23 protein-coding genes are annotated in these 17207 nt (G+C 60.6%); 12 read left to right on the plus strand and 11 right to left on the minus strand.

All coding sequences use genetic code 11. The features are described from left to right. The first annotated feature begins 54 nt into the window (after window positions 1-54). Entirely contained in the window at window positions 55-396 is a 342-nt protein-coding gene (locus ACP7B1_RS16700; protein WP_346306871.1) for a hypothetical protein, read from the plus strand. 183 nt (window positions 397-579) lie between these two features. Further along, window positions 580-1239, plus strand: coding sequence for a DsbA family protein (locus tag ACP7B1_RS16705; protein ID WP_346306870.1), 660 nt, complete (start codon window positions 580-582; stop codon window positions 1237-1239). A 33-nt stretch (window positions 1240-1272) separates the two neighbouring features. Here ACP7B1_RS16705 and ACP7B1_RS16710 read toward each other — a convergent pair whose 3' ends face one another. The 4 genes from ACP7B1_RS16710 to ACP7B1_RS16725 form a co-directional block, all read right to left on the minus strand. Then, window positions 1273-2070, minus strand: coding sequence for a sigma-70 family RNA polymerase sigma factor (locus tag ACP7B1_RS16710; protein WP_426137166.1), 798 nt, complete (start codon window positions 2068-2070; stop codon window positions 1273-1275). A 55-nt stretch (window positions 2071-2125) separates the two neighbouring features. After that, window positions 2126-2578: a carboxymuconolactone decarboxylase family protein gene (locus ACP7B1_RS16715; protein WP_346308179.1), complete on the minus strand. Its 453-nt coding sequence runs from the start codon at window positions 2576-2578 to the stop codon at window positions 2126-2128. 94 nt (window positions 2579-2672) lie between these two features. Then, complete coding sequence (locus ACP7B1_RS16720) at window positions 2673-3065, minus strand: hypothetical protein (RefSeq protein WP_346308178.1); 393 nt, start codon at window positions 3063-3065, stop codon at window positions 2673-2675. A 9-nt stretch (window positions 3066-3074) separates the two neighbouring features. Beyond that, window positions 3075-3329, minus strand: a complete 255-nt coding sequence (locus tag ACP7B1_RS16725) for a hypothetical protein (RefSeq protein WP_346308177.1) — start codon at window positions 3327-3329, stop codon at window positions 3075-3077. Between the two features lie 96 nt (window positions 3330-3425). On the opposite strand from ACP7B1_RS16725, the gene ACP7B1_RS16730 reads away from it, so the two are divergent. Then, the gene (locus ACP7B1_RS16730) at window positions 3426-4205 is read left to right on the plus strand and encodes a helix-turn-helix transcriptional regulator (RefSeq protein ID WP_346308176.1); all 780 of its coding nucleotides are present in this window, start codon (window positions 3426-3428) and stop codon (window positions 4203-4205) included. On the opposite strand, the gene ACP7B1_RS16735 is transcribed toward ACP7B1_RS16730, so the two are convergent. The 4 genes from ACP7B1_RS16735 to ACP7B1_RS16750 all read right to left on the minus strand — a co-directional run bounded on the left by ACP7B1_RS16735 (window position 4202) and on the right by ACP7B1_RS16750 (window position 6325). After that, window positions 4202-5056: a hypothetical protein gene (locus ACP7B1_RS16735; RefSeq protein WP_346308175.1), complete on the minus strand. Its 855-nt coding sequence runs from the start codon at window positions 5054-5056 to the stop codon at window positions 4202-4204. The genes ACP7B1_RS16730 and ACP7B1_RS16735 overlap by 4 nt on opposite strands. A 22-nt stretch (window positions 5057-5078) precedes the next feature. Continuing rightward, window positions 5079-5336: a hypothetical protein gene (locus ACP7B1_RS16740; RefSeq protein ID WP_105736147.1), complete on the minus strand. Its 258-nt coding sequence runs from the start codon at window positions 5334-5336 to the stop codon at window positions 5079-5081. Between the two features lie 103 nt (window positions 5337-5439). Beyond that, the gene (locus ACP7B1_RS16745; protein ID WP_403171754.1) at window positions 5440-5808 is read right to left on the minus strand and encodes a TIGR02301 family protein; all 369 of its coding nucleotides are present in this window, start codon (window positions 5806-5808) and stop codon (window positions 5440-5442) included. 85 nt (window positions 5809-5893) lie between these two features. Then, window positions 5894-6325, minus strand: coding sequence for an NUDIX hydrolase (locus ACP7B1_RS16750; RefSeq protein WP_346308174.1), 432 nt, complete (start codon window positions 6323-6325; stop codon window positions 5894-5896). A gap of 125 nt (window positions 6326-6450) precedes the next feature. Here ACP7B1_RS16750 and ACP7B1_RS16755 point away from each other — a divergent pair, with 125 nt between their 5' ends. Both ACP7B1_RS16755 and ACP7B1_RS16760 read left to right on the plus strand, forming a co-directional pair. Beyond that, the gene (locus ACP7B1_RS16755; RefSeq protein WP_346308173.1) at window positions 6451-7215 is read left to right on the plus strand and encodes an SOS response-associated peptidase; all 765 of its coding nucleotides are present in this window, start codon (window positions 6451-6453) and stop codon (window positions 7213-7215) included. Between the two features lie 41 nt (window positions 7216-7256). After that, on the plus strand, window positions 7257-7871 hold the full coding sequence (locus tag ACP7B1_RS16760; protein WP_346308172.1) for a LysE/ArgO family amino acid transporter: 615 nt from the start codon (window positions 7257-7259) through the stop codon (window positions 7869-7871). Here ACP7B1_RS16760 and ACP7B1_RS16765 read toward each other — a convergent pair. Continuing rightward, window positions 7848-8012, minus strand: coding sequence for a hypothetical protein (locus tag ACP7B1_RS16765; RefSeq protein WP_158531317.1), 165 nt, complete (start codon window positions 8010-8012; stop codon window positions 7848-7850). The genes ACP7B1_RS16760 and ACP7B1_RS16765 overlap by 24 nt on opposite strands. A 385-nt stretch (window positions 8013-8397) precedes the next feature. Between ACP7B1_RS16765 and cysS the strand changes: the two genes are divergently transcribed. The 5 genes from cysS (at window position 8398) to rarD (ending at window position 13581) form a co-directional block, all read left to right on the plus strand. Next, on the plus strand, window positions 8398-9855 hold the full coding sequence (gene cysS / locus ACP7B1_RS16770) for a cysteine--tRNA ligase (protein WP_346308171.1): 1458 nt from the start codon (window positions 8398-8400) through the stop codon (window positions 9853-9855). A 181-nt stretch (window positions 9856-10036) separates the two neighbouring features. Beyond that, a complete protein-coding gene (locus ACP7B1_RS16775; RefSeq protein ID WP_346307976.1) occupies window positions 10037-10420 on the plus strand; it encodes an endonuclease domain-containing protein in 384 nt (127 codons plus the stop codon). Further along, window positions 10410-10904: a GFA family protein gene (locus ACP7B1_RS16780; protein ID WP_346307970.1), complete on the plus strand. Its 495-nt coding sequence runs from the start codon at window positions 10410-10412 to the stop codon at window positions 10902-10904. The genes ACP7B1_RS16775 and ACP7B1_RS16780 overlap by 11 nt, the downstream gene beginning before the upstream one ends. Next, on the plus strand, window positions 10877-12514 hold the full coding sequence (gene cimA, locus ACP7B1_RS16785) for a citramalate synthase (protein ID WP_346307971.1): 1638 nt from the start codon (window positions 10877-10879) through the stop codon (window positions 12512-12514). Before ACP7B1_RS16780 ends, cimA begins: the two co-directional genes overlap by 28 nt. Window positions 12515-12627: 113 nt before the next feature. Next, window positions 12628-13581: an EamA family transporter RarD gene (gene rarD / locus ACP7B1_RS16790; RefSeq protein ID WP_403171853.1), complete on the plus strand. Its 954-nt coding sequence runs from the start codon at window positions 12628-12630 to the stop codon at window positions 13579-13581. On the opposite strand, the gene ACP7B1_RS16795 is transcribed toward rarD, so the two are convergent. Further along, a complete protein-coding gene (locus tag ACP7B1_RS16795) occupies window positions 13578-14588 on the minus strand; it encodes a CorA family divalent cation transporter (protein WP_346307972.1) in 1011 nt (336 codons plus the stop codon). The two genes, rarD and ACP7B1_RS16795, sit on opposite strands and share 4 nt — an antisense overlap. Window positions 14589-14607: 19 nt before the next feature. Continuing rightward, a complete protein-coding gene (locus ACP7B1_RS16800) occupies window positions 14608-15213 on the minus strand; it encodes a TIGR00730 family Rossman fold protein (RefSeq protein ID WP_223611260.1) in 606 nt (201 codons plus the stop codon). A gap of 174 nt (window positions 15214-15387) precedes the next feature. Here ACP7B1_RS16800 and ACP7B1_RS16805 point away from each other — a divergent pair, with 174 nt between their 5' ends. Then, the gene (locus ACP7B1_RS16805) at window positions 15388-16671 is read left to right on the plus strand and encodes a LysM peptidoglycan-binding domain-containing protein (RefSeq protein WP_346307973.1); all 1284 of its coding nucleotides are present in this window, start codon (window positions 15388-15390) and stop codon (window positions 16669-16671) included. A gap of 15 nt (window positions 16672-16686) precedes the next feature. Beyond that, the gene (locus ACP7B1_RS16810; RefSeq protein WP_346307974.1) at window positions 16687-17097 is read left to right on the plus strand and encodes a hypothetical protein; all 411 of its coding nucleotides are present in this window, start codon (window positions 16687-16689) and stop codon (window positions 17095-17097) included. Window positions 17098-17207 lie beyond the last annotated feature (110 nt).

Below are 17207 nucleotides of genomic sequence, written 5' to 3' on the forward strand. Positions count from 1 at the left end.
CGTGTTTCCTTTGAAAACGGATTGATTTTGTCGATTTTCAACGGGGAAATAATCATGCGTGAATTGACTGCGGAAGAAATTGAATTTGTGTCAGGTGGCGGCGGCAATCTTGACAGCGATCATGGCATCTCCAAGGGGCAGTTATCGGGTGGATCCAAGAAATCGGGAGGCAGCAGCAAGAGCAGTTCGTCGCATAGTTCCGTTTCAAAGACGACGGCCAAATCAAGCGGATATTCCGGTACGCTGGTGGGGGTCACACGCGGCGTTGACGGCGTCAAGCTCGGAACGGATTGCCATTACAGCACGCCGGTGGGGAGTTTTACCGTATCAAGCAGTGGCTGGAACGACTGCGACAAGACGCATCCGGCTCCGCGCAGCGGGGGATTTGGCAGATGAGTGAAATGCGGCCTTTCTGACCTTTTGGGCATGATATCGTTTTACGCGGTTCAATTACGGGAATCGAAGCGGTGGTTTCCCGCGCCAGCTGATTGCGCGTGAGCGCGCGATTGATTATGTCTCCCGGACCAGTCGTCGCGTGCCGGCATCTGGGCTGGTTATGAGATTGAGTAGGGAGGCAAGATGCCAAACCGTCGTGATACGCTTCTGATGTCCGCTGCCGCCGCCCTTTCCATGGCCATCCTGGCGATGGCTGCCGGCGAGGCTGTTCCTGCGCCTGTCGGCAGTGTTGATGTGGCCAAACTCATGCAGCCGGGGCCGCTTGAGGACATGGTCCTTGGCAATGCCGATGCGCCCGTGACCATCGTTGAATACGCGTCCATGGCCTGCTCGCATTGCGCGGATTTCACCGCACAGACGCTGCCCGTCATCAAACAGCAATACATCAGCACCGGCAAGGCGAAGCTCATTTTTCGCGAATTGCCGCTGGAGCCGCGCTCCACGGGCATTTTCATGCTGGCGCGCTGCGTGACCAAGGAGCGCTATTATCCCTTCATCGAAACGCTGTTCGGGCATCAGCGGCAGTGGATCGAGACCAAGGATATCATGGGCTATCTGCAGCAGACGTCCAGGCTGGCGGGGCTGTCGGAGCAGGAATTCAAATCCTGCCTGGCCGACCAGGCGCTCCTCAACAAGGTGAACGCCGTCCGGGAACGCGCACTGAAGGAGTTCGGCGTCACCGGCACGCCGACATTTTTCGTCAATGGCAGGAAATATGTCGGCGCGCTTTCGGTGGCCCAGATGTCGGCGATCATCGATAGCGCGTTGAAAACCGCGCGGTAGGGCGCGCGGGGGATCGCCTCTGCTGACACAAGATCAATTGGCAACGGCGATGCGGCCCAGCTTCTCCGGGTTGCGCACGATGTAGATCGCCTTGATCTTTCCGTCCTCGATTTCGAGGGCGGTGGTTTGGAGCAGACCGTCGGCTTCGCGGGTGATATAGCCGGGAAGGCCGTCGATCAGTCCCTGACGCAACAGTGGCGGTTTGTGGTATTCCGCCCGGCGCGCAATACCGGCAAAGAAACGCGACACCTTGTCCTGTGTATAGACGGGATTGATCGCCGAAGGACGAATACCGCCGCCGTCGGTGTAGAGCGTGACATCGTCGGCGAGCAGCGCCTGCAGGGCCTGCATGTCGCCGCTGCGCGAGGCATTGAAGAAGGCCGTCGCAATATCCTTGCCATGGGCGTCGGACACGGGAAAACGCGGTTTTGCCTGCTGCACATGGGCGCGGGCGCGGCTGGCAAGCTGCCGGCAGGTTGCCGGATCGCGGCCGATGGCTTCCGATACCTGATTGAAATCCTGGCCGAACACATCATGCAGCAGGAAGGCCGCGCGTTCGAGCGGCGACAGCCGTTCCAGCGCCATCATCAGGGTGAGGGTGATATCGCTGTCGGTTTCCTCCTCGCTGGGGTCGAAGATCGGCTCGGGCAGCCAGCTTCCCACATAGGTCTCCCGCCGCACGCGCGCCGATTTCAGGTGATCGAGACAAAGCCGCGATATGGTGCGCACCAGGAAGGCTTCCGCGCTGCGCACCTGCGACCGGTCGGCCTGGTGCCAGCGGATGAAACCTTCCTGCACGATGTCTTCCGCCTCCGCGATTGAACCGAGCATGCGATAGGCAATGCGGATCAGCCGGGGCCGGAGGCGGTTGAACGTTTCGGTGGCGTCAGGCTGCACGGGCTTTGTCTACCGGATGGACGGAGCGGAAGCCGATGGAAATCCGGTTCCAGGCGTTGATGGTCACGATCAGCATGGTCAGTTTGACGATCTCCTCTTCGGTGAACTGCGTCTTGAGGGGCTCAAAGTCGCTGTCGTCCGCATGGGTTTGCGCAACCAGTGTCAGTGCCTCGGTCCAACCGAGCGCGGCGCGCTCACGGTCGCTATAAAGCGGCGATTCCCGCCAGGCATCAAGCAGCACCAGGCGCTGCACCGTCTCACCATGCTTGATCGCATCCTTCGAATGCATGTCGAGGCAGTAGGCGCAGCCATTGATCTGCGAGGCGCGCATCTTGACCAGTTCGATCAGGCTGTGTTCGAGGCCGCTTTTGACAACGGCGTCCTCCATGTCAAGCATTGGCTTCATGATGGCGTAGCTATAGGGAATCAATCGGGCTTTCATCAGTCATCTCCTTGTGCGGCATTGCGTTGCCTGCACACAAGACGAGATGGAAAGGCCGGATGTGACATGTACCGCAAATTTTTCGGATTATTTTTCAGCCGAGCGGAAAAGCCTGCGGCACAAGGATGCGGTGGGCGGTTTCCCGTGCGGCGGCATCGTCTTTGACAAAGGCAAAGGGAACGCCGAACGCATGGCCGAACGCCTGGGAGGCGAGCTTGATCGGCTTGGCCACCGGCCCCTTGTTCTCGATGACGATGGCGCCGGCACACCAGCGTGCCAGCTGGTCGCGAAAGCGTTTGAGCACCTGCGAGCGTTGCTTGCGCTGCTCGTGCGGCTCCTCCTGATGATCGTCGGGCGAATGATCGGCGATCATGACGAAGCGTTCGCCGCGGGCAAACAGCGCCCTGATCTGCGCTTCCGGGCTTTCGCTGCTGTCCTGGTCGGCACGCAAATAGACAAGCGGAAATTCCTTGAGATCAATGAGCATCGTTGTCTCCTACAGGTGCATGGCGACGAATTCCCTGAGTTTGGGATCGCGGATAGATAAGAAGTCAAACAGACCCAATGCAACCAGTGCGGGCAGCGCATCTAGAATGTCCTGTTCGGTCAGCTCACGCTCCTCGGCGGTTGCGCCGGGTTTCAGCCAGAGCCGTGCGTTGATGAGGAAGGCGCCGACCGTCCCCTTGCGCACGGCGACGTCGTTGACCTCCACCTGGTTGATATTGTCGGGCAAAATGTCCTGGGCACGCATCGTCGTCTCCTTGGCAAAAATCATGCGAGCAAACTAGCCACGACACGTTGGCGCTGCTATCGTATCTATGCCAATGAATACGGTGTTGAGGCCAAAATGAGCTATTTCATCACCCCGGAACAAGCCATGTCGTCCGAAGGCCCGATCATCATTGCGGGCAAGCAGGAGAGGAGTGCTCCACGGTTCGTTGCCGTCCACGCCCATGCGCGCGGCCAGTTGCTGGGGGCAAGCACCGGCCTGTTGACGATTGGAACGGAAGCGGGGCAATGGGTCGTTCCCGCCATCCACGCGGTGTGGATACCGCCGCATCACAAGCATTCGCTGCAGTCGCATGGGGCCTATTTCGGCTGGAGCGTCTACGTGGCGGAGCCGGAATGCGCGATGCTCCCCGTCATTCCCTGCACCCTGCGCAGTTCCGGACTGCTGCGCGAGGCGGTCAGTCGGGCGGCTGGCTGGAAGGGCGAGGTGCTTGATCAGGGACAGGAGCGGATTGCGCGCGTCATTCTCGATGAGATCGCCAGCCTGCCGCATGAGGATCTCGGGCTGCCGATGCCGGCGGATGCGCGGCTGGTGCGCATCGCCCATGCCTTTACCGGCAATCTGCTCGACGAGCGAAAAGCCGAGGATTGGGCCGACTGGGCGGGTATTCCCGCCCGGACGATGACGCGCAAATTCGTGGTTGAAACGGGTTTCACCTTTACCGAATGGCGCCAGCGCGCCCGGCTGATGCGGGCGCTGGAATTGCTGGCAGCGGGGCAGGCGGTCACCACAGTCGCGCTTGATGTCGGTTACAACAATATCAGCGCATTCATTGCCATGTTCCGGCGCGTGTTCGGGGTCACGCCCACGCGCTATTTCGCCAATGGTCCGGTCTAGTCGCCGTTGACGAAGAAGCGCCAGCGGCCCTTCGGCGTAATGCCGAGGCGGTAGAACACATAGGTGCCGAACTGCTTCATCTCGTCATAGTCCCCGGCGGTGACGATCTGGAACAGTTCCACGCGCTGCTTGGCATCGAGCTTGTCGAGCGGGTAGGCGAAGAAATACGGCCAGACGTAGAGCTCATCAGGGGTTCCGGCATCCAGATGGACATAGCCTGAATTGAGGATATCGATGGCGATGGCGAGGATTTCCTGTCCATCCGTGTCGCCGGCAAGGCTCTTCAGATAGGCAATCGGGTCGCCGTCCGTATCGGCGAGCGACAGCATCGTCATGTCGTCGCCCGAGCCGATCAGCGGGCGCAGGGATTCCAGCGAACCGGTCTTGGCGGCGGCAATGATAAGCTCGCGCATCTTCTGCACCGGGAAGGGCAGCTTGGTGACATCATATTCCACGTGCGGCGGCGGTGAGCCTTCCGGCACGTTCGGCAGGGCCGGATTGCTGCGCGGCGTACCAGCCGCATCGTTTTCCTTGGCAGCGGGTGCCTCGGGCGCCTTCTTTTCTTGCGCTGCGGCAGGGGCGGCGGGCTTTTCCGGTGTTGTCGTGGCGGGTTTGGTTTCGGAAGCGGCTGGAGGGGCCGTCGGGGCAGTGCCCGCCGGTGCCTTCTCCTCGGGCTTTGCCGGAGCCGTTTCAGTGGCCTTCGGCAGCTCTTCCTTCTTGATCTCGCTGAGCGCCAGCTGCACGGGCTTGTCCAGTCCGGCGGCATAGGCAGGAACAGCGCAGGCGCAAAGGACTGCCGCTAGAAAACCTGTTCTGGCGATCACGGAAGCGGAAGCGAGCTTGTCGAGCATGCAGGATCACCCGGTCGTTGAATTATTGCAGGACGCGATTCGAAGAGAATTCACCTGCAGAAATACGTTCGCGCAGCACTTCGAGCAAGGCCAGCGCGGACACTTCGCCGTTATCCCGGATCAATTCGGTCAGCGCGGTCGCAAATGCAGCTTCGGCCATGATCTCGGGCTCGATACCTTCAAGAGTGCCATCTGCCCAGACTTCATTCTGATATTCGATCGCAACCAGCTTTTTTTCTTCTGCAACCAACTTATCAAGGTCCGCCGATGTCATGTTCATGATTATACCATCCTTGGCCGAAGCCAATTCTTAAACTGCCGCTAAACAATACCATACGTTTTGCTTAAAATGCGGTCCTTTGGCTTCAACAGTTAAAGCCTGGTTAATTTCCATAGCCCGATATGATCTCCGAAGAAAGCCTTTCTCCTTCGGTCTGGTAGCGGTCAATCGCCGCAATCGCCTGGCTCGTGCACGCCGTATAGGTCTCGGTAAACGTCCGGTAGCCGCGGTTGAAACTGGCCACCAGCCGTGCCCGGCGGGCAGGGTCCGGATTCTCCGCCGCCAGCAGCGAATCCATCCGGTCGCGCCACTGGCTGCTTTTTTCGCCACAGATGTTGCGCAGCGAATGAATGGAGCCGAGAATTTCCGCCAGCCGGATCAGCTTTGTTTCATACAATGGGTCCACCGCGTGGGCGGGACCCGCGCTGACGATCGCCAACAGAAATGCTGATATCAATGCTCTGCGGCGCACGTCTTGACCCTGTGGCGGTGGAATCCCCTGCAGACGGTTGTGGCTGGAAAGCAAGGCGTCTTCAAGGCGCAATGCGGCAATACCCTCAACTTTTGAAGGTTCGCGCCAGGGCGTGGGCCATGTCTAGCACGCTGGCGGTGACATCGAAGCCGGCCATTTCCTCGACTTTCAGCCAGTGGACTGCCGCCGCGTCGTCGGCGGCAATGGCCTCGCCCCGGGGATCGTGCGCCAGGAAAACCGCGAGGCGATAGAGCCGGGGGGTGGGAAATTCCGGGGTCGAATAATCGAAGACAACCGTGTCGAGATAGGACACTTCAGTCGCGCGGATGCCGGTTTCTTCGAACAGTTCGCGGATGGCGGCGCTATCAGGCGCTTCTCCATCTTCACGCCGCCCGCCGGGGAAGGCCAGCCAGCCCTTGGCGGGTTCGCGCCCGCGCTCCACCAGGAGGAAAGCCTCGTTGCGGATACAGACGGCTGAAACGCCGTCAACATCGGGGGAAAGCGGAATCTGTGCCATATGTCAGGGGTATGTCGCGGTGGGAGCTTTGACAAGAGCGTGGTTCGACATCTTGCAAACTCCACCTTGACCCGGCATCGAAAAACCGGATGATCGCCGTTCCAATTCAAATAGGCTCTCATTGCATGTGCGGACGTTTTGCCCTCCTCGGAACCCCGGAAGAGATTGAAGCCCTGATGGGGCTGATGGATGTCGAGGCCTTTCCGGCCCGCTATAACATCGCGCCGACACAGCCGGTGCTGATGATCGTCTCGGGCGAAACGCCGCCGCCCGGCAGCAACCGCCCCGACCGGCGGGCTTTGCTGGTCCGCTGGGGGTTCATTCCCGGCTGGGTCAAGGACACCGCCAATTATCCGCTGATGATCAATGCCCGCTCGGAAACCGCCATCGACAAGGCATCCTTCAAGACCGCCATGCGGCATCGCCGCGCGCTCATCCCCGCGTCGGGCTTTTACGAATGGCGCCGCGACGGCAAGAACAAGTCGCAGGCGTTCTGGATCCGTCCCAAGCATGGCGGCGTCATCGCCTTTGCCGGCCTGTATGAGCCATGGGCCAATGCGGAAGGCTCGGAAATGGACACGGGCGCCATCCTCACCACCAGCGCCAATGAAACGCTGCGCCCCATCCATGACCGCATGCCCGTCGTCATCGAACCCAAGGATTTCAGCCGCTGGCTCGACTGCAAGACCCAGGAGCCGCGCCATGTCGCCGATCTGCTGAAACCGGCCCAGGCGGACTTTTTCGAGGCGATACCGGTATCCGACAAGGTCAACAAGGTTGCCAATATGGGCCCGGACATTCAGGAACGGGTGGCCGAAGGGGCTTTTGAGGTCAAAAAACCGCTCCGGCAGAAGCCGCCGGAGTCCGACGATCAGATGAAGCTGTTCTGACCGTCCATCCAAGCCTCTCCTTCAGATTTCAGGATTTTCCCATGTTTTCCGCCGCTCTGTCCGGTTTCCTTCTCGGTGCCTCGTTGATCATCGCCATCGGCGCGCAGAATGCCTTCATTCTGCGCCAGGGGCTTTTGCGGGAGCATGTTTTCATCCTGTCCCTGATCTGCGCGCTGTCCGATGCGCTGCTGATCACCGCCGGTGTTGCCGGTCTCGGCACGCTGATTGCCCAGTCCCCCAAGCTGATCTCGATGGTCACGCTTGGCGGTGCGGCGTTCCTGTTCTGGTATGCATCGGTGGCGTTTCGCCGGGCGCTCAAGCCGGAGGCCATGCAGGCGGCGCGCTCGGGCGGGGGCTCGCTGAAGGCGGCCATTGCCACGGTTCTGGCGCTGACCTTCCTCAATCCGCATGTCTATCTGGATACGGTGGTTCTGCTGGGCGGCCTGTCGGCGCGTTTTGAAGGCGCCAACCGCGCGGCCTATGGCGCCGGAGCGGCGGTCGCCTCGTTCGTCTGGTTCTTCGGTCTCGGCTATGGCGCGAGACTGCTGCAGCCGGTTTTTGCCAAGCCGGCCGCATGGCGTGTCCTGGACGTCCTCATCGGCCTTGTCATGGCCGGGATCGCCCTCAGTCTGTTAGTCCGTTTCCTGCACGGTTGAAACGGTCAGCAGCGGCCGCTGGCGCGGCTTGGTCAAAACGGCGGCCTGAACGGCGGCCGGGCCAATCGCACGGTATTGTGCGGCCAGATGATCGGCGAAAACGGTGTCGCGGGCTTTGGCCGCTACGGAAGTGTTGGTCATGTGTCCGGTCCTGTGTCGCGGGGACAATTCCCCTCTGTTCTGGGGTGCAGGAATCCCGGTCAATTCCGCCGGAAAAAAGGCACATTCCGGGAGGATTTTGGGCTTTCCGGTTAATTTCGATTAACCAGTTCAAACCCGATAAATTTGCCACACCCGGCGGCTGGCAAGTTGCGCTTGACCTTGCGCCCCGGCTCAATCATAAATGCAATCATGAAAACGTCGTCCGTAACGATTATTACCTGTCGGATTATTATCAGCTAGCGCTTCGCTGGCCCCGGCCGTTTTCGTCTCAAAATTCGCTCCAAAGATGTGAAACGCACCGGTCGCCAGACCAGCGCCGTGATATGCGTTTTTACCGTTGCAACCCGAATTTGAGATCAAAGACATGCCGCAGACCCTGAGCCTCTACAACACGCTCACCCGCACGAAGGAAGACTTTGTGCCGATCGATCCGAAAAACGTGCGCATGTATGTCTGCGGTCCGACCGTCTACGACTATGCCCATATCGGCAACGCCCGCCCGGTGATCGTCTTCGACGTCCTGTTCCGGCTGCTGCGTCATCTCCATGGCGAGGCGCAGGTGTCCTATGTGCGCAACATCACCGACGTGGATGACAAGATCAACGCCCGTGCGGCGCGCGACTATCCCGGCCTGCCGCTCAACGAGGCGATCCGGATCGTCACCGACAAGACGAATGCGCAGTTTCAGGCGGATGTGACGGCGCTCGGCAATCTCGAGCCGTCGGACCAGCCGCGCGCCACGGATTACATCAAGGAAATGGTGGCGATGATCGACCGGCTCGTCGAGCAGGGCGTCGCCTATGTCGCCGACGGCCATGTGCTGTTTTCCCCTTCGGCGATGAATGCCCGCAAGGGCCCGCGCTACGGGCTGCTTGCCCGCCGTTCGGCCGATGACATGCTTGCCGGCGCCCGCGTTGACGTGGCGTCCTACAAGCGCGACGAGATGGATTTTGTCCTGTGGAAGCCGTCCAAGGCGGATGAACCCGGCTGGCCGTCGCCCGCGGGCATCGAAGGGCTTGGCCGCCCCGGCTGGCATATCGAGTGCTCTGCCATGGCGATGGCCAAGCTGCTCGAGCCCTTCGGCGGCGGTCTCATGTGCGACGATCCGATGAAGAACATTTTCGATATCCATGCCGGCGGCATCGATCTGGTGTTCCCGCACCATGAGAACGAGATCGCCCAGTCTTGCTGCGCGCTGGGGACCGAGCGCATGGCCAATATCTGGATGCACAACGGTTTCCTGCAGGTCGAAGGCCAGAAAATGGCCAAGAGCGCCGGCAACTTCTTCACCATCAACGAGCTGTTGCAGACGACAACCTTCGGCGGCCGCAAATGGCCGGGCGCGGTGCTGCGCCTCGCCATGCTGATGACCAATTACCGCGAGCCGATCGACTTCACCGTCAGCCGGCTCGAGGAAGCGGAGAACATCCTGCTCAAGGCGCGCGAATATGTCGGCGATGCGCCGGTTGGCACGATCCCGGATGACGCGATCACCATCCTGTCGGACGATCTGGCAACGCCAAGCCTGATCAATTGGCTGGCATCGATCCGCAAATCCGGTTCGGTCAGCCCGGCGGATTACCACGCGGCATTTGCCCTGCTGGGCGTGGATGTGGCGGGTCAAACTGCCGCCAGCCTGTCCGACGCCTTCAAGGCGGAACTCGATGCCAAGATCAGCGAGCGGTTGTCGCTGCTTGCGGCGAAAAGCTTTGCCGAGGCGGACCGCATCCGCAATGAGCTTTTGGAGCAGGGCATCCAGCTGAAGGACGGCAAGGACCCGCAGACCGGCGAGCGCGTGACAACCTGGGAGGTGAAACGGTGACATCGGCGCTGTTTCACCCCCCTCTGTCCTGCCGGACATCTCCCCCACAAGGGGGGAGATCACATCGACATCGATGTTCACCCACAATGTTCAAACTCTCAGATTGTACCACGGCACCCATGAAAGCTGATCTCCCCCCTTGTGGGGGAGATGTCCGGCAGGACAGAGGGGGGTGAGTACCATGCCGTCACATACACCTGTTCCCCGCAAAATTCGGAGCAATGCCAAGGCAATGCGCCGGGCATTGACGGACGCGGAACTGAAGCTCTGGAATGCGGTTCGTGCGCACCGGCTGATGGGGCTAAGCTTTAAAAGACAGATGCCCGTTGCCGGTTACATCGTTGATTTTGCTTGTCCTTCACATCGCGTGATTGTTGAGCTTGATGGCGCGCAGCATGCTGAAGATGATCATCTGATCTATGATCTGGGCAGAACCCGCCGGCTGGAAGCCGATGGCTGGGTCGTCCTGCGTTTCTGGAATGACGATGTCCTGCGGGATGTCGAGGGCGTGTGTCAGCACATTGTCCGTGTTGCGCTGAAGGGGAGCCACAGCCATGAGTCTTGATAACAGGCCCGTCTATAGCGGCGGCTGTCAGTGCGGCGCGGTGCGGTTCCGCGTTGAAGGTGCGCTGACCGATACCTCCATCTGTCATTGCCGCATGTGCCAGAAGGCTTTCGGCAATTTTTATGCGCCGCTGGTTTCCACCAGGACGGCGCACCTGGAGTGGACGCGCGGCGCGCCAAAGCGCTTCCGCTCGTCCAATCACGTCCAGCGCGGCTTCTGCGCCGCTTGCGGCACGCCCCTGACCTACGAGGCGCCCGACGGCGTCGCGCTGGCCATCGGCGCCTTCGATCATCCGGAGGAACTGGCGCCGCTCGTGCAATGGGGCATCGAAGACAAGCTGCCCTATGTCGATGAACTCAATCGGTTGCCTGGCCACAGGTCCGATGGCGATCCTGAATCAATCGAGTTTTTAAAGACAATGGTTTCCAACCAGCATCCCGATCATGATACGGATGCATGGCCGTTGGGAGTGGCGGGCAAGTGACAAAAGAACGCGTTTATCTCTTCGACACGACGTTGCGCGACGGGCAGCAGACGCCGGGCATCGATTTTTCGGTCGAAGACAAGAAAGTCATTGCCGATATGCTCGATGAGTTCGGCCTCGACTATGTCGAGGGCGGCTATCCCGGCGCCAATCCGACCGACACGGCCTTCTTTGCGGAAAAGCGCACCAAACGGGCAAAGTTTGCCGCTTTCGGCATGACCAAGCGCGCCGGTGTCTCCGTGTCCAATGATCCGGGGCTGGCGGCGCTGATCGGCTCTTCGGCCGATGTCGTCTGTTTTGTCGGCAAGAGCTGGGACTACCATGTCCGTGTCGCGCTCGGCTGTACCAACGAGGAGAACCTCGAATCCATCGATGCCTCCGTCCGGGCGGCGGTCGAGGCGGGCAAGGAAGCCATCGTCGATTGCGAGCATTTCTTCGACGGCTACAAGGCCAATCCGGACTATGCCATGGCCTGCGCCAGGACCGCCTATGAGGCCGGCGCGCGCTGGGTGGTGCTGTGCGACACCAATGGCGGCACGCAGCCCGGTGAAGTCAGCGCGATCGTCCGCGCCGTCACCAAAGCTATCCCCGGCGATCACCTCGGCATCCATGCCCACAACGACACGGAGCAGGCGGTCGCCAATTCGCTCGCTGCCGTCGATGCGGGCGTGCGTCATATCCAGGGCACGCTCAACGGCATCGGCGAGCGCTGCGGCAATGCCAATCTGATCACCATCATCCCGACACTGGCGCTCAAGCCCGCCTGGTCGGACCGCTTCGAAACCGGCATCAGCGCCGAAAAGCTCAAGGGCCTGTCGCGCCTGTCGCGCAGTTTCGATGAGCTGCTTAACCGTGCGCCCAATGCGCAGGGCGCCTTTGTCGGCGCGTCGGCCTTTGCCACCAAGGCGGGCATTCACGCCTCGGCACTGATCAAGGAACCGGCGACCTACGAACACATACCGCCGGAGACTGTCGGTAACCGCCGCAAGGTCATGGTGTCCGATCAGGGCGGAAAATCCAACTTTATCAATGAGCTGGAGCGGCGCGGCATTCCCGTTGCAAAAAACGATCCGCGCCTCGATACGCTGATCGCACTGGTCAAGGAGCATGAGGCTGAGGGTTATGCCTATGAGGGCGCCGATGCCAGTTTCGAGCTGCTGGCCCGCCGGACGCTCGGTACGGTGCCGGAATTCTTCAAGGTCGAATCCTTCCGCTGCATGGTCGAACGCCGCTTCGATGCCAACGGCAATATCAAGACCGTTTCCGAAGCGGTGGTCCGCGTCGAGGTTGATGGCGAGCAGCGCATGTCCGTGGCGGAAGGGCATGGCCCGGTCAATGCGCTCGATCTGGCTTTGCGCAAGGACATGGGGCGCTACCAGCACGAGATCGACGATCTGGTGCTGGCGGATTTCAAGGTGCGTATCCTCAATGGCGGCACGGAAGCCATCACCCGGGTTCTGGTCGAATCGACGGATTCCAGCAATGTGCGCTGGTGGACGGTGGGCGTTTCCGACAATATCATCGATGCCTCGTTTCAGGCGCTGATGGACTCAATCGTCTACAAATTGATGAAAAATCGCGATCTTGCTGGCAAAATCGCTGCCGAGTGAGCCGATTTTCTCGATTATTGGATGAAATTGATCCCAAATCATCAAGGGCGTTGATGGGATGATCAGCCGAATTCGATAGACGTTTCCGGCCTGTAGTCGTAGAGCATCGCCGCATGAGTGAACAGATCAATCAAAGCGGCCTTGGGGCTGGGACAATCGCAGCTGAAGCAGGGCCGGGAATGTCCGACGGCAGGAAAGGCTTTATCTTTGCGCTTTCCGCCTATCTGCTGTGGGGCATCCTGCCGTTCTATCTGAAAGCCGTGGCTTACATGCCGGCGCTGGAGGTGGTGGCGCACCGCATCGTCTGGTCGGTTCCCATTGCCGGTGCCGTGCTGTGGTGGCTGGGCCGTTTCGACGATCTGAGAACCGCGCTGACAACGCCGCGCATGCTGGCCATGGCCACCTTGACGGCGACGCTGATCACCATCAACTGGGGCACCTATGTCTGGGCCATCGGCGCCGGACACGCCATCGACACGGCGCTCGGCTATTACATCAATCCGCTGGTGAACGTGGTGCTCGGCAGTATTTTCCTGTCGGAAAAGCTGACGCGCCCGCAGATGGTGGCGGTCGGCCTTGCGGCCTGCGCGGTTGTGCTCCTGACCATTTCATCCGGCGGCCTGCCGTGGATTTCGCTGGTTCTCGCCTTCAGCTTCGGTTTCTACGGCTTCTTCCGCAAAACGCTGCCCATCGGCCCGACGCAAGGTTTCATGCTGGAAGTGCTGATCCTGTCCATTCCCTCGCTTGGCTTCATTGCCTGGACCGTGGCGCAGGGCACGAGCCATTTCGTCAATGGCGGCAGCCATGATATCGGACTTCTCCTGTTTGCCGGTCCGGCCACGGCCATTCCGCTTATTCTCTACGCTTTTGGCGCAAAACTCCTGCGTTATACCACTATCGGCCTGATGCAGTATCTCGCGCCGACCATCGTGTTCCTGTGCGCCATCTTCGTGTTCAAGGAGCCGTTCTCCAACAGCCAGTTCATTGCCTTCGCGCTGATCTGGGCGGCGCTAGCGATCTACACCTGGTCGATGCTGCATGAATCGCGCAAGGCGAAGCTTTCCTAACGCCCTGATCCGCCGATCCTGCGGACGATCAGGTAGACCATGGCTGAAATGATCACGGCGAGCAGCGCCACCACCCAGAAGCCATGTGCGCTGTTGGCAAAGGGCAGGCCCGGCGTGTTCATGCCGAACAGCCCGGTAATGACGTTGCTCGGCAACAGCACGGCGGTCATGACGGAGAGCACGTAGAGAAAACGGTTGGACTGATCGGTCATCTTGGCCAGCAGTTCATCCTGCAGCAGCCTTGCGCGCTGCTGCAGCTGTTCGCCTTCCGCATGCAGCGTTGCCGCGCGGATCGACAGGCCTTCGATCAGATCGTCCAGATCTTCCGGCAGGGCGCGCCGGTCCGCATGGTCGATATGGCGGAACAGGCTGGTCGCAGCCGTGAGATAGCGGTGAAACACCACGATCTGGCGGCGCACCGGCACCAGCCGTTCGCGCTCGCCCTGCCATTTTTCGCTGACGATGTGGTCCTCGATGGAATCGAGCGTTTCCGAAAGCCGGTTGATCTCGGCCTTGAGCAGGTCGAGAAAACGCCGGAAAATCGCGTTGAACAGCGCTATCGGAGAGGCGGGCTTGGTCTTGCCGCGGATGATCGACTGGCGCACGTCATCCACCGATTGCAGCGGGTGCCTGCGGCCACTGATAAACAGGTTCCTGTCGAAGGCAAAGCGGAAATAGCCGAGCTCGCGCGGATCGCCGTAGTGCTCGTGCTGCAGATCCGGCAGTTCGCCGAACAGCCAGCCGTCTTCGAAGCTGATCTGGCATTGATCGCCGGAGGAGAGAAAGGCCTCGCGCACGCTGTCCGGCAGGCTCTTGTCCGCTTCGAGGCTGCGCCGGGCACGCGCATCGGCCAGCGCATAACTCTTCCAGGTCCATGCCTTGTCCGTTGCGGCGGCGGGCTCGGACAGCAAGGCACCGTCGCTGCCGAAGCGGTAGGATATGACAAAGTCGTCCTGGGGGAGAAGCTTGGCGTCGGGGGCGGGATCTAAGCTCAGCGTTTGAACCATGAAATCCCGCTCCTTCCGGCTACAGCCGCTCGATGATCGCTTCGTCGCCGTCCCGGTCGCCTCTTGCGGCTGCTTTGAGGATCGCCGGAACGATATCTTCCGGGCGTTCTACCACAAGCGGATTGACCAAATGTGACGTATGCACGAAGCCTTCCGCCTTCATGTGATCGATGAGGGCAAGCATCGGATTCCAGAACCCGTTGATGTTGGCAAACACCATCGGCTTGCGGTGGCGCCCGAGCTGCGCCCAGGTCATGATCTCGACGATCTCCTCCACCGTGCCGATGCCGCCGGGCAGGGTGACGAAGGCGTCGGAGCGCTCGAACATCTTGTGCTTGCGCTCGTGCATATCCTCGGTGACGACCAGTTCCGACAGCTGGCCGAGCGCATGCTCGGTCGCTTCCTTGTTCATCAGGAACTTCGGAATGATGCCGGTGACCTTGCCGCCCGCCGACATGACACCGTCGGCCACGGCGCCCATGATGCCCTTCGTGCCGCCGCCGTACACCAGCTCAAGCCCGTTTTCGGCAATGGATTTGCCCAGCATCCTGCCGCTCTGTTTGTAAATCGGATCGCGGCCCGGAGACGAGCCGCAGTAAACGCAGATGGATTGAATCTTGCTCATTTGAAAAGTGGTGCCTTCTGTGCGGTGAAACGTCAAGCCGCTGCGGATGCGACAAAAGCCTCGAATTGCGAATCTGGTAGAATAATCACAAAGAATGAGGCTGAATCTAAACGGTTTTCTTGTGGCGAGCCGGAAAAGGCGCTAGAGCAAAAAGAACAAAAGGGTTGGGGATCGATGGTCAAGAACAAGTTTGCACTATTGGGGTTTGGCGTTGTTGTCGCCGTGGGGCTGGCTGCTGCCTATCTGGGGTTCGTTCCGGGTAAGCCGACTTCCAATGCGCCGGCCGTAACGGCGAGCGGAAACGCACCTGCGCCAGCCGCGCAAACGCCCGCCGCAAAACCGGCCGAACAGCCGCAAGCTGCAGTTCCCGCTGCGCCTTCGGCCGACACGACAGCACCGGCTGCCGCGCCAGCCGCAGGCACGGTGACGCCGCAGGTTGAAGCAGCCGAGGGCAAGCCGGGTGCTCCAACCTTCGATGTGCTGCGCGTTGACCCCAAGGGGACGATCGTTCTGGCGGGTAAGGCTGCCAACAATGCCAAGGTGGACCTTCTGGCGCGCGGCGATATTCTTGGAACCACCAAGGCGTCGCCCAATGGCGACTTCGTCATCGTCCTCGATGATCCCCTGAAGCCCGGCGATTACCAGCTGGTCCTGCGCTCGACGGCACCCGATGGTAGCGCCATGACATCGCTGGAAACCGCCATCGTCTCCATCCCCGAAACCAAATCGGGGCAGGTCCTGGCGCTTGTCGAACAATCCGGCCAGCCGAGCCGGCTGATCACCGTGCCGGAAGCTCCGGCAGGTCAGGCGGCTTCCAACCAGCCGGCGGCAGCAGCGGCTCCCACCGGCGACAAGCCTGCCAAACAGCCCGCCGCCAAGGCCCGCATCGTTGTCGAAGCGGTGGAGATCGAAGGCAGCAAACTGTTCATCGCCGGCATTGCCGATGCCGGCTACACGGTCAAGGTCTATGCCAATGACAATCTCATCGGCTCGACCAAGACGGGCGCCGATGGCCACTTTCTCGTGCAGACAACCCGCGACCTGCCCGTGGGCGACTATATCATCCGTGCGGACATGGTGGAAAAAGATGGCGTGACCGTCATTGCCCGCGCCGCCGTGCCGTTCAAGCGCGAGGCAGGCCAGCGCGTGTCAGCCGTCGCGCCATCCGCAACGCCCGCACCGGCTGCAACGCCGCAGGCTTCGACCGAAGCAGCCCCGGCTGCCGGCAGTGAACAGGCGTCGGGCACCGATACGGCCAAGCCGCTTCGCAATGTCGATGGTTCGGTCATCATCCGGCGCGGCGACAATCTGTGGACGATTTCGCGCCGGACCTACGGTGCGGGTATGCGCTATACGACGATCTATCTGGCCAACAAGGAGCAGATCCAGAACCCGAACAGGATTTTCCCCGGACAGGTCTTTTCATTGCCGGAAAAGGACAAGCCGGCGCCGCAATAGCGTAAGGACGGACGGGTGGCATTCGCGATCAAAGCCGAGATTCGCGATCCGCAGGCGGAAATGTTCGCATTCACCGCGCAGAAGACCATGTATGGCGGCAAGCATATCGCAGCCGGTGACACGGTCTTTCTCTTCGCCAGCGAGAACGAGGGCGGGCAGGGACTTGTCGCGCGCGGTGTCGTCATCTCAGCCGAAGCCGTCGCCAGGACGAGCGGCGTCATCAGGCAAACGCCGCGTGTCAGCGTTGTGATTCGGCGCAATGCCCTTGCCGTGCGGCCGCTGGGCAGGCGGGACCTCAAGCATCTGACCGACTGGAAAGATGGTGAGCCCGGTACGGAACTCAACTTCAAGTTCTACCGCCAGGCAACCGACAAGATCGTTGGAATTTCGGATCGCACGGCGGCATTTCTCGACGGCTTTTTCTGATGCTTGAGCGTCGTATATGCTCCAAAACCGCACCCGCATGGCATGGATGACCTGCTTTAACCCTTGCATTGGAAAATTATATCGTCTATCGCCGATGAACGATGAAATGC

It is taken from the genome of Phyllobacterium sp. SL163 (assembly GCF_049896885.1).
Classification (GTDB): Bacteria; Pseudomonadota; Alphaproteobacteria; order Rhizobiales; family Rhizobiaceae; genus Phyllobacterium; species Phyllobacterium calauticae.

Bases quoted from the DNA above. Each gene is read 5' to 3' on its own strand.
- ACP7B1_RS16750 (WP_346308174.1), bottom strand. From the start codon at position 6,325: ATGGCACAGATTCCGCTTTCCCCCGATGTTGACGGCGTTTCAGCCGTC.
- ACP7B1_RS16720 (WP_346308178.1), bottom strand. From the start codon at position 3,065: ATGCTCATTGATCTCAAGGAATTTCCGCTTGTCTATTTGCGTGCCGAC.
- ACP7B1_RS16705 (WP_346306870.1), top strand. From the start codon at position 580: ATGCCAAACCGTCGTGATACGCTTCTGATGTCCGCTGCCGCCGCCCTT.
- cimA (WP_346307971.1), top strand. From the start codon at position 10,877: ATGGCCGTTGGGAGTGGCGGGCAAGTGACAAAAGAACGCGTTTATCTC.
- ACP7B1_RS16730 (WP_346308176.1), top strand. From the start codon at position 3,426: ATGAGCTATTTCATCACCCCGGAACAAGCCATGTCGTCCGAAGGCCCG.
- ACP7B1_RS16800 (WP_223611260.1), bottom strand. From the start codon at position 15,213: ATGAGCAAGATTCAATCCATCTGCGTTTACTGCGGCTCGTCTCCGGGC.
- ACP7B1_RS16775 (WP_346307976.1), top strand. From the start codon at position 10,037: ATGCCGTCACATACACCTGTTCCCCGCAAAATTCGGAGCAATGCCAAG.
- ACP7B1_RS16740 (WP_105736147.1), bottom strand. From the start codon at position 5,336: ATGAACATGACATCGGCGGACCTTGATAAGTTGGTTGCAGAAGAAAAA.
- ACP7B1_RS16700 (WP_346306871.1), top strand. From the start codon at position 55: ATGCGTGAATTGACTGCGGAAGAAATTGAATTTGTGTCAGGTGGCGGC.
- ACP7B1_RS16710 (WP_426137166.1), bottom strand. From the start codon at position 2,070: ATGCTCGGTTCAATCGCGGAGGCGGAAGACATCGTGCAGGAAGGTTTC.
- ACP7B1_RS16725 (WP_346308177.1), bottom strand. From the start codon at position 3,329: ATGCGTGCCCAGGACATTTTGCCCGACAATATCAACCAGGTGGAGGTC.
- ACP7B1_RS16765 (WP_158531317.1), bottom strand. From the start codon at position 8,012: ATGACCAACACTTCCGTAGCGGCCAAAGCCCGCGACACCGTTTTCGCC.
- rarD (WP_403171853.1), top strand. From the start codon at position 12,628: ATGAGTGAACAGATCAATCAAAGCGGCCTTGGGGCTGGGACAATCGCA.
- ACP7B1_RS16715 (WP_346308179.1), bottom strand. From the start codon at position 2,578: ATGAAAGCCCGATTGATTCCCTATAGCTACGCCATCATGAAGCCAATG.
- ACP7B1_RS16760 (WP_346308172.1), top strand. From the start codon at position 7,257: ATGTTTTCCGCCGCTCTGTCCGGTTTCCTTCTCGGTGCCTCGTTGATC.
- ACP7B1_RS16795 (WP_346307972.1), bottom strand. From the start codon at position 14,588: ATGGTTCAAACGCTGAGCTTAGATCCCGCCCCCGACGCCAAGCTTCTC.
- cysS (WP_346308171.1), top strand. From the start codon at position 8,398: ATGCCGCAGACCCTGAGCCTCTACAACACGCTCACCCGCACGAAGGAA.
- ACP7B1_RS16805 (WP_346307973.1), top strand. From the start codon at position 15,388: ATGGTCAAGAACAAGTTTGCACTATTGGGGTTTGGCGTTGTTGTCGCC.
- ACP7B1_RS16735 (WP_346308175.1), bottom strand. From the start codon at position 5,056: ATGCTCGACAAGCTCGCTTCCGCTTCCGTGATCGCCAGAACAGGTTTT.
- ACP7B1_RS16755 (WP_346308173.1), top strand. From the start codon at position 6,451: ATGTGCGGACGTTTTGCCCTCCTCGGAACCCCGGAAGAGATTGAAGCC.
- ACP7B1_RS16780 (WP_346307970.1), top strand. From the start codon at position 10,410: ATGAGTCTTGATAACAGGCCCGTCTATAGCGGCGGCTGTCAGTGCGGC.